The 1,296-nt window shown below is 72.0% G+C and carries 2 protein-coding genes; both read right to left on the minus strand.

All coding sequences use genetic code 11. The features are described from left to right. Nucleotides 1–92: 92 nt before the first annotated feature. Nucleotides 93–413 (minus strand): hypothetical protein, encoded by a 321-nt coding sequence (locus tag ACEN88_RS32045; protein WP_413346231.1) that lies wholly within the window; start codon nt 411–413, stop codon nt 93–95. After that, nucleotides 406–1,296 (minus strand): hypothetical protein (locus ACEN88_RS32050; RefSeq protein WP_413346233.1); only part of this gene is annotated, 891 nt, incomplete at its 5' end. The genes ACEN88_RS32050 and ACEN88_RS32045, both read right to left, overlap by 8 nt.

Below are 1,296 nucleotides of genomic sequence, written 5' to 3' on the forward strand. Positions count from 1 at the left end.
ATCGAAGCGCGCGGCCGGGGGCGGCGGCAGTTGCAGGGCCTGCGCGGCGGCCGGACCGCCGGCAAGCATCAGCAGGAAGGCGAGTGCGGCGATCATCTTGCCCCCTTCGCCGCCATCAGCCTCATGGCCTCGTCCAGCGGAATCCGGGCGATGCCGGCTTCGCGGTCGACCCAGCCATAGGCCTGCGTCGCGCGGCGCTTTTCCTCGAGGTAGGCGGCGCGGTCCGGCTGCGGGGCCGGCTGCAGCAGCGGGGCCTTGCCGGCGAATGCGTGAGGCGGCGTGTTCGCGGCCGGCGCCTGCTCGCCCAGCATCAGCGCGGCCGCGCCGAGCGCACAGGCGATGCCGGCCACGATGATGCAGGCACCGACGCGCAGGCCGCGCAGGTCGAGATCGCCGCCCGTGTAGTCAGGCATGGATACGCTCCTTCCTCGTCCTGTCCAGCGCGAGCCACGCCGCCAGTCCGAACCCGGCCGCGACGAGCGGCGCGAGCCACAGCCAGTGGCGCGTCAAATGCTCGACGGACGGCAGCACGAGCCACCAGCAGTCCAGCAGGTGAGCCGCCAGCAGCGCGGCGGCCAGCACGCCCATCAGCGCGGGCGCCGTCTTCGCGTGGCGCGACAGCAGGATGCACAGCGGCCCGGCGAAGTGGCCGACGACGAGCACCCACGCGACGGCCTGCCAGCCGGGCGCGCCGCGGCGCAGGTACCACGCGATTTCGTGCGGCAGGTCCGCGGCCCAGATGATCAGGAATTGCACGTACGCGAGGTAGGCCCACGTCAGCACGTACATCATGAGCAGGTTGCCGAGGTCGGGCAGGCGCTTGCGCGCCGCGCCGCGGTCGATCAGCAGCACGGCCAGCGCGAGCCCGGTCAGCATCTGGCCCGTGCCCGCCAGCCAGCCGAACACGCTGGAATACCACTCGGGCTGCAGCGACATGATCCAGTCCACGGCCGCGAGACTCACGGAGAAGCCGTAGGCGACCAGGCACAGGGCCGCGCGCAAAGGCGACCGCGTGCGGGCGCGCGTCTCGACGATGGCAAGTCCGCACCACAGCAGCAGATAGCCGATGCTGCGGATCGTGAAGAAGACGGGACTCAGCCATATCTGGCGGAATGCGCCGTCCTGCACGCCGTGCTGCCACGGATACAGCAGCGGTGCGCCCAGCAGCACGGGCAGGAACAGGATGCACGCGAGCGGCAGCCAGCGCGCCGCGCGCAGCAGCGGGCCGCGGATCGTTTCGCCCCACGCCCCGCCCGTCAGCTGGTGCAGCCACACGTTGGCGAGACCGCCCAGCAG

This window comes from Massilia sp. CT11-108 (assembly GCF_047302915.1).
GTDB lineage: Bacteria > Pseudomonadota > Gammaproteobacteria > Burkholderiales > Burkholderiaceae_D > Telluria > Telluria orientalis.

What these genes read in the sequence shown, in the direction of transcription:
- ACEN88_RS32045 (WP_413346231.1), bottom strand. Translation starts at nt 413, where the DNA reads ATGCCTGACTACACGGGCGGCGATCTCGACCTGCGCGGCCTGCGCGTC.